This is a genomic window from uncultured Olegusella sp., from assembly GCF_947253395.1.
GTDB lineage: Bacteria > Actinomycetota > Coriobacteriia > Coriobacteriales > Atopobiaceae > Olegusella.
The window spans coordinates 1-8156 of record NZ_CAMXYY010000062.1 but is presented as its reverse complement, the minus strand read 5'-3'; the positions used below and the strand labels follow the sequence as shown (position 1 = coordinate 8156).

At 49.2% G+C, this 8156-nt stretch carries 6 protein-coding genes; 1 reads left to right on the top strand and 5 read right to left on the bottom strand.

The window, feature by feature from the left end; genetic code table 11:
• Both Q0X25_RS05870 and Q0X25_RS05865 read right to left on the bottom strand, forming a co-directional pair.
• Nucleotides 1-381, bottom strand: a 381-nt coding sequence (locus Q0X25_RS05870) for an ATP-dependent metallopeptidase FtsH/Yme1/Tma family protein (RefSeq protein WP_298579890.1), incomplete at its 3' end; no start/stop codon positions are given.
• Between the two features lie 77 nt (nucleotides 382-458).
• Nucleotides 459-2000: a L,D-transpeptidase family protein gene (locus Q0X25_RS05865; RefSeq protein WP_298579887.1), complete on the bottom strand. Its 1542-nt coding sequence runs from the start codon at nucleotides 1998-2000 to the stop codon at nucleotides 459-461.
• Between the two features lie 137 nt (nucleotides 2001-2137).
• Here Q0X25_RS05865 and Q0X25_RS05860 point away from each other — a divergent pair, with 137 nt between their 5' ends.
• On the top strand, nucleotides 2138-2956 hold the full coding sequence (locus Q0X25_RS05860) for an RNA methyltransferase (RefSeq protein ID WP_298579884.1): 819 nt from the start codon (nucleotides 2138-2140) through the stop codon (nucleotides 2954-2956).
• A gap of 7 nt (nucleotides 2957-2963) precedes the next feature.
• Here Q0X25_RS05860 and ffh read toward each other — a convergent pair whose 3' ends face one another.
• The 3 genes from ffh to Q0X25_RS05845 form a co-directional block, all read right to left on the bottom strand.
• Nucleotides 2964-4382, bottom strand: coding sequence for a signal recognition particle protein (gene ffh, locus Q0X25_RS05855; RefSeq protein ID WP_298579881.1), 1419 nt, complete (start codon nucleotides 4380-4382; stop codon nucleotides 2964-2966).
• Nucleotides 4383-4436: 54 nt separating this feature from the next.
• Entirely contained in the window at nucleotides 4437-5345 is a 909-nt protein-coding gene (gene ftsY, locus Q0X25_RS05850; RefSeq protein ID WP_298579878.1) for a signal recognition particle-docking protein FtsY, read from the bottom strand.
• On the bottom strand, nucleotides 5345-8156 hold a 2812-nt coding region (locus Q0X25_RS05845), incomplete at its 5' end, for an AAA family ATPase (protein WP_298579875.1). The genes ftsY and Q0X25_RS05845, both read right to left, overlap by 1 nt.

Here is an 8156-nt window from a genome sequence, read left to right as displayed (position 1 = left end):
AACCAAGGCAATAGGAATAAGATAGCTTGCTACGAGGTACATCCACATCCCAGAAGACTTGTCATCTACCGTGGAGGCAAAGGTAACTTTGTGCTGCTTGAGCAACGAAGTTAAGGCAATGTCATTAGGCCATGCCGTGGTGACATAGCTAATGTCTTTGTTATCAGTCTTAAAGCTAATTTCGTTATTTGATTGATTGAGGTTAACAGATTTTACCTTACCATCTTCAACCATTGAAACAAACTTGCTATAAGTCACCTGCTCTACCTTGGCAGCAGAGATATTGGTAAAGAGCGCCCTTTGCAACGCAAAAGCAAGCACAAGACCAGCAATGAAATACATAATCATTGTTTGGCGTCGGCGCTTATTGTTCATTTCCATCTAAAGCTCCCATCAGCAAAGACAACTCGTGCGAGAGTTTCTATATTCTTCCCATTGATACCCATAGCGGATAAGAATTAGTCGTGAACCACAACAACATCGCCCACTGAGACTAATTTATAGAGAGCCTTTGCCTTATCAGGAGGAAGATTAATGCAGCCGTGACTGCCATTGGACTTGTAGGTGTCACCGCCAAATTCGCTCGACTTGCGCCAAGAGGCATCGTGGAAAGCATATTGGTTGTCAATAAAAGGAACCCACCAGTCAACATAGCTCGTATAGGTGGGTTTACCCTTAGAATCTTTAAAGGGCGAGACAAGTTTTACCTGCGAACCTGAAGATTCCTTTGAAGTCATATTAGAGTTGACGGAGTAAACTCCGGTCGGGGTGCTGTAACCCTTGTTGCTATTGCCAGAAACAAAACTAGACTCCCAAAGCGTTTTTCCATGGTCATATAACACAGCATGTTGCGTGCTGAGATTGACATCAACCCAACGCTCCCCCCAGTCTGCTCCCCCATTAGCGTGCTTGGCAGCTTTTTGTTTCATCGACACTTCAATGCTTGCGGATTTTCCTGCTTTAACATTACTCACAATACTGTCAGCTACATCAGCACCATCAATAATCCAGCCGTAGCGACCACCACTCACAGTGACACTGCCACCATCCGGCAACGAATACGTACGTGTAGATCCCACGGTATCGAGTTGCTTTGATAGATCCCCTTGAGCCCATTGAGTGACTGCATCAGCATTAATAGTGGCTTCATTTTTATCAGAAATAGAAATCCAACTACCGAGTTTATCTACATCGACTTTTGCTACTTCTTTACCTTCAATCGTCAAAGACTGGGTTGCCTTAAGCATAGAATTTGCCTTTTCAACCGCTTTTTTGAGCTCTGCATCATCGTCTTTGACGGCAGGTTGGATATAAGCGTCTTTGGTAAGTTCAAGAGTTTCTTTGAGATCGGTAAGGGCTTTTGCAATCTCAGTCTCAACATACTCTGCGTTGAGCGTGGTGCCTTCCTCAGCCGGAGTAATCTGGTAGTTTTTCAATTTATCATCAAAGTGAGCACTAGCATTTTTGGGCTGCTTTGCTCCAGAGTTATGCTCTTCTACAAGCTTAGCTACGACCTCTTTTAACTTATTTTTATCAAAATTTGCTGAAATGGGAAGTTTGACCACATGAGAACCCCAAGCACGCACTGGCCAAAACCAGGGTTGCTGAGTGGTCATGGCACTGCGAGCGTAGGCATCGCCATCAATTTTTAGTGACACATCAGAACCGTTAAGCTCAAGCGTCTGACCATCAGGGATGCTGACCGTCAGATGCGAACGCTCACCTGTTTCAACTTGAGCTTGGGCGATTTCCTTAGCAAATTTCAGCGACACATCTTTGCCGTCTAGAGTGGTCGAAGGATAAAACGCATTACTAAAGAAAAAAACTCCGCCAAAATACACCACAAGCAAAACTCCAAGTACCACCAAAAGGGGAACCATAGAGCTTTTCTTTTTTGGTTTGTCATCCATAGCGGGTACAGGAGATGGACTCACGCCTGTCTGTTCAACACCCAAATGTGCATATGCCGCACTGTGACGCGGGTAATTATTTTGAGCCATATCAACACTCCCCCAGCTACGCAGCTTATATGCTGCGTTGAAAAATTATATCTGAACTCTTAGACACAAGAGATTGTTCCTACTGTTAGATAATGGTAACGCTCTCTAAGAAGATTTTACGGAAGCAAGAGGTTTTTATGCAGCGCATAGATATTTCTCATCTGGACGACCCTCGTCTTGCGGCCTACCTATCTTTAAGCGGCAGGCAGCTCAAACATGTGCTCAATCCCAAAGCTGCAGTCATGATTGCAGAATCACGTTTAGTAATTGAGGTTGCCCTTAAGGAGGGATTTTCTCCTCGTTCGCTTTTTATTGATGAGCGACGCTTTGAGAGCTGTGCGGATATCTTTGCCCAGCTTGACAATGATATACCTGTTTTTGTCGCTCCAACTGAGCTCATGAGCAAGGTGGTGGGCTATACCGTAACCCGTGGTATTCTGGGCTGCTTTTCTCGCCCAAAGCCACGCGATACGCAAGAGGTTTTGGCGGGTGCAAAAAGGATTGCCGTACTTGAAGATATTGTTGACGTGAGCAATGTAGGTGCGATTTTTCGCTCAGCAGCAGCGCTTGGTGCCGATGCAGTGCTCCTTGCTCCCACCTGCGCTGACCCGCTCAATCGTCGCTCATTGCGCGTTTCTATGGGAACCGTACTGCAGGTGCCCTGGGCATATCTTCCCGCGCCTTGGCCACAGCAGTGCCTGGGGCTCCTACATAAGGAAGGGTTTTTCTGTGCTGCGCTTGCTTTAGATGAGCACGCACTACGCCTTGATGATCCCGCACTAGTTCAACATGAAAAGCTTGCACTTTTCTTGGGCACTGAAGGCAGCGGACTTGCGCCTGAGGTATTAGCTGGTTGCGATACCAGCGTTATCATCCCCATGAGTCATGGGGTCGATTCTCTCAACGTTGCTGCTGCGAGTGCTGTTGCCTTTTGGCAGCTCTGCCAAAAAGAGTAAAGAGACTCTAGAAGCGTCTTCCACGCTTACCACCAAAGCCGGGCATACCACCCATACCAGGCATGCCGCCCATACCGCGCATCATCTGTTGCATCTGACGCTTTGCTTGCTTAGAATTACCACCCATAGTGCCCGTCATCTGACGCATCTTGCCCATCATCTTGTTCATTTCGCCCCACTGCTTGAGCAGCTGGTTGACTTCCTGAACACTACGACCAGAACCCGCCGCAATACGGCGACGCCGCTGCCCATTGATCTGCTTGGGGTTGGTGCGCTCCGCCGCTGTCATTGAGTGAATCATGGCCTCAATGCGCGTAATCTGCGTATCATCAAGATTTCCACCTGCCTGAGCCATCATGCGTTCGCCACCAGGAATCATGCTAATCAGCTTGCCCAGACCGCCCATTTTGCGAATCTGTTGCATCTGCGAGAGCATGTCATCCATCGTAAAGCCAGACTTGAGCATGCGCTCAGCATCAGCAATATCCTGCTCAGAAGCAAGCTTTTCAGCCTGTTCGATAATGCCAATAACATCGCCCATACCAAGAATACGCTTGGCCATGCGGTCGGGATGAAAAACCTCGAGCGAGTCGGGTTTCTCGCCCATAGAAACAAACTTAATAGGCTTACCCGTCACAGCACGTACCGAAAGAGCACCACCGCCACGAGCATCACCATCAAGCTTGGACATGATGACACCATCAAAGTCTGTACGCTCGGCAAAGGTAGACACAACGTTGACGATATCCTGACCACCCATAGCGTCAACTACCATGAGGATCTGATCGGGCTTGACAGCCTGCTTGATTGCAATTGCTTCTTGCATCATAAGCTCATCGATTTGCAGGCGACCTGCAGTATCGACAATAACGATGTCACACATGCGATCAACAGCGTTTTGAACGGAGCCACGTGCGACTTCAACTGCATCTTTACCTTCTCCGCGCCAAACTGGCACACCAATCTCTCCACCAAGGGTCTCAAGCTGATCAGCTGCGGCGGGACGGTGAGTATCACAGGCAGCAAGCAAAGGACTGTGGCCCTGCTTCTTGAGTAAATAGGCAAGCTTGGAAGCCGCAGTGGTCTTACCAGAACCCTGCAGACCCACCAGCATAATGACATTAGGTGTGCGATTCTGGGCAAGTGCAAGCTTAGAATCAGTGGTGCCCAAAAGCTCAGTCAAACGATCAAGTACAATACGCACAACATTTTGAGCAGGACTCAGCGAACCTAAAACCTCAGCAGTCATGCAGCGTTCCTTGCAAGCTGCCACAAAATCCTTGACGACACGATAATTTACATCAGCTTCAAGCAGAGCCATACGAATCTCACGCATGGCTGCATTAATGTCGTCCTCGGTCAGGCGACCCTTGCCACGCAACTTGGAAAAAGTATCTTGCAAGCGATCAGAGAGACTGTTGAACATATATATCCCTTCCAGGGTCATACGCTAAAAGACCTACGCAAAGTCACAGCTAAGCTATGCCGTGACATCTCCCACCAATGCTGTCGTATAAGAAAGCGCATCAAAGGACTGCAAATCCTCAATACCCTCACCGACGCCTATACGATAAATCGGCAGTTTTAGCTCATGTGAGATGGCAATAGCAATACCGCCTTTGGCTGTACCGTCAAGTTTGGTAACAATCAGACCATCAATATCAAGTGCATCATTAAACTCACGCGCCTGAGCAAGACCATTTTGTCCAGTTGTAGCATCAATCACCAACACTACCGAGACGGGAAATACACTATCGGCACGCTTGCGCGTAACACGCACAACCTTTTCAAGCTCACGCATAAGTTCAGGCGAGGTATGCAGACGACCTGCCGTATCGATAAGCACGAGCTGACTGTTGTTTTTCTCAGCAGCATCCAGTACGTCATAGCAAACGCTCGCAGGGTCTCCTCCACGCTCGCGCGTAATGACAGGCACATCGGCCCGATCACCCCAAATCTGCAGCTGCTCGATAGCGGCAGCGCGAAACGTATCCGCACCGCCAATCACAACAGCTTGACCAGCAGATTTTGCTGCACCAGCTAGCTTTCCTACCGTGGTAGTCTTGCCCGCACCATTGATACCAACAAAGAGCACACAGCTTGGTAAGTCAGAAAATGGGTCACGTGCAGCAGGCGTAAATGCTTGTGCGAGACGCTTTGCCAAAGCAGAACGCAACTGATCAGGACGAACAAGATTTTCACGAGCGGCCTGCTCGCGTAAATCATCGCTAACCTGCATTGCTACTTCGCCACCGATATCGCCCATTACCAGACGATCTGTGAGGTCCTCCCAAAAGTCCTCATCAACCTCACCACCCATATAAAAAATCTCAGAAAGCGCCTCACGAGAACGAGAAAGACCTTTCTGCAGGCGTTCCATAAAACCCATTAGGCATCAACTACCTTTCCTGTTGCGCGATCAAGTCGCTGACTGACCACACGACTGACACCATCAGCACGCATGGATACACCATACAAGACATCCGCTTGTTCCATCGTGCGCCTTTGGTGGCTGATAACAATGAGCTGCGTCGTTTCCTTGAGACGTTCAAGAGCATCCAAAAACTTGGTGAGGTTGGCATCGTCTAGCGCGGCTTCAACCTCATCAAAGATATAGAAGGGTACGGTACGCGTCTTGTATACGGCAAAAAGCAACGCCAAAGCCGTAAGAGATTTTTCTCCACCACTCATCAGAGTCATTTTTGCAATGCGCTTACCGCGTGGCTGCGCTGAAATCTCAATACCCGTCTCATCGGGATGATCGGGATCATCCATCTCAAGATGTGCTTTGCCGCCGGGAAAGAGCAGAGAAAAAACCTCAGAAAAATTGGCGTTAACCTGGTCAAACACACTAAGGAATCGCTTGCGCATTTTGCGCTCAATAGCCGAGGTAATTTTGCGCAAAGAAGCACGCGCGCGCTCCAAATCCTCAACCTGAGAGGCAATGTAGTCAGCGCGTTCTTTGAGCTTGCCATACTGATCCATCGCGGCTTCATTAACAGGGCCTAAGGATTCCAGCTGATGAGTAATACGCTCAGCGCGACGTTCACTCTCCTCACGATTGTCAGGAGCAGGCAGCTCAAGCGCCTCCTCAAGAGGTATACCCATCGCCGCAATAGCCTCAACAGCATGCTTAACTTCGACTTGAACTTTACCAATCTCAATTTTGACTGAAGCTTCTTCAGCTTTAGCAGCATCCAGCTCTTTTGCTGCAGCACTAGCCGCTGAACGTGCCTCCGAGATGGTCTTTTTCAATGAATCAGAGCTTGCTTCTTCAAGAGAAGCGCGGTCGCGAAGACGTTCTGCCCACTTAAAAGCATATTTTCGTACGGCATCATAACGTTCATGGAGCGGCTCTACACGTAGACGTACTACATCCAGTGATGCCGCAGCTCGACGCGTTGCCTCAAGACGCTCGGTAAGTTGTTTGACCGAGCACAAAAGTTCATGCTCGCGAGACTCGAGATGAGTGCGACGCTCAGAGGTTGTCGCAAGACGGAGCTTGGTTTCCGAATACCTGTCTTGGGCTTCGCGCTCTGCGCGACTTGCACGACTACGCTCAGCGTTGATATCTTCAAGCTGAACAGCAATTTCTTTTGCACGCATCTGTGCTTCATTGGCTGCTTGCTTATGGCGCTGCACCTGTTCGCGAGCCTCAGAAACCTTATCAGCAGCAGCCTGACGAGTGAGTTCTACTTGCTTTTTTTCGGACAATGCCGAGTCATGTTGAGCTGCAAGGCGACCCAATTCAGAGATAGTTGAACTTAGCTCACCCTTCATTCGTGCAAGTTCACCACGAGCAGCAGAGCTTTCTTCCCGTGCTGTGGCTAAAGCAGCCTCAGCATCGGCAAGACTTGTAATCGCTGTTTCCAACTTAGCCTGAAGCTGCGGTATAGCTACGCGGAGGGTACGCAGGCGACGCTTGCGCTCAAGAGCACCTGCCGAGGCAGAGGCAAGCCTACCTACTGATGTGCGACCATCACCATGAACCACTGCGCCATCAGCAGAAACAAAGCTCAGTCCTGGATAGCTCTCATGCGCTTGCAAAGCCTGCTTGGCGCTTTCTACATAGCGCACACCATCTAACAGGCGCGCAACTAAAGCCTCATAACCTGCTTGTGCCACAGCTTTGCTTGCCAAAGCAATACCAGGTAGATTGTCTGCGTCCTCATGCGCAAGCGAGCTGTTCTCAAGAAAAAGCAGTGTTGCTGTTCCCTTGCTATTCATCTCGAGAGCAGTTTGTGTAAGCAGACCTGCTTCCTTAACACTATCGACTACCAGGGCCGCTAGATCACCGCCAAAAAATGCTTCAAACGCTGCCTCATACTCGGGGGCTGCCTCCATCACATCAGCTAAGCGATAGCGAATCAAATCTTTTTGAGGACCCTGAGCCAGGGCTACCATTAAGTCACTTTGGTTTTCTCCTGCACGATCGAGAGCCTCTGTCGCAGCAAGATCTGCTTCTGCAGTGGATAGGCACTTACGTGCGGATACTTCATGCTCACGTGCCAAAGACACCGCTTTGTGGCAGTCGGCAATATGTTGCTCGGCAATATCTTGGTCAGCATGCGCCTGAGCAAGCGATGCCTCAAGCTGCTTTTTGCGTGCTTCAGCCTTTTCTGTGGCGGCATCATTTTGGGTGAGTTGCTCGGAAATGCGAGACAAACGCTGCTCATAGAGTTCATCTGTTGTCTCAGCAGACTCAATCTGATCACGCAGACGTGCATACGCAAGCGTTTCGGTATCAGAGTCGTGTTGTGCTTGACGCTGCTCATTGTTGAGTTTGTTGACTTGAGCTCCCAATTCACGACGGTGCAGCGTAGCTTCCTCAAAGCTCTGCTTGAGCTCCTTTATAGAACTACGCAGTTCAGTTTCGGCACCTCGTGCTTCGGCAAGCTCAGATGAAACTGCAGAAAGCGAATGCTCAGCATCTGCGCGCTGCGTCTCTGCAGTCGATAAACTCATACGCATTTCAGAAAGGCGGGCAACCATGTTTTTGCCCTTCTCTTCCAAAAGACGTATATCCGAATCCATCCGCCCTAACAAATCTTGCGTACGACGACGCTGACCATCAAGATCCCCAACAAAAATGCCCTTTTGTTCAAGCAGAGACTGATATTTCTCAAGCTCATGATTGCGCTCATCAAGACGATACTGAGCGAGCTCTACTCGAGCCGCCGCCTCATTGCCAGCACTACTC

What these genes read in the sequence shown, in the direction of transcription:
- ftsY (WP_298579878.1), bottom strand. Translation starts at nt 5,345, where the DNA reads ATGGGTTTTATGGAACGCCTGCAGAAAGGTCTTTCTCGTTCTCGTGAG.
- Q0X25_RS05860 (WP_298579884.1), top strand. Translation starts at nt 2,138, where the DNA reads ATGCAGCGCATAGATATTTCTCATCTGGACGACCCTCGTCTTGCGGCC.
- Q0X25_RS05865 (WP_298579887.1), bottom strand. Translation starts at nt 2,000, where the DNA reads ATGGCTCAAAATAATTACCCGCGTCACAGTGCGGCATATGCACATTTG.
- ffh (WP_298579881.1), bottom strand. Translation starts at nt 4,382, where the DNA reads ATGTTCAACAGTCTCTCTGATCGCTTGCAAGATACTTTTTCCAAGTTG.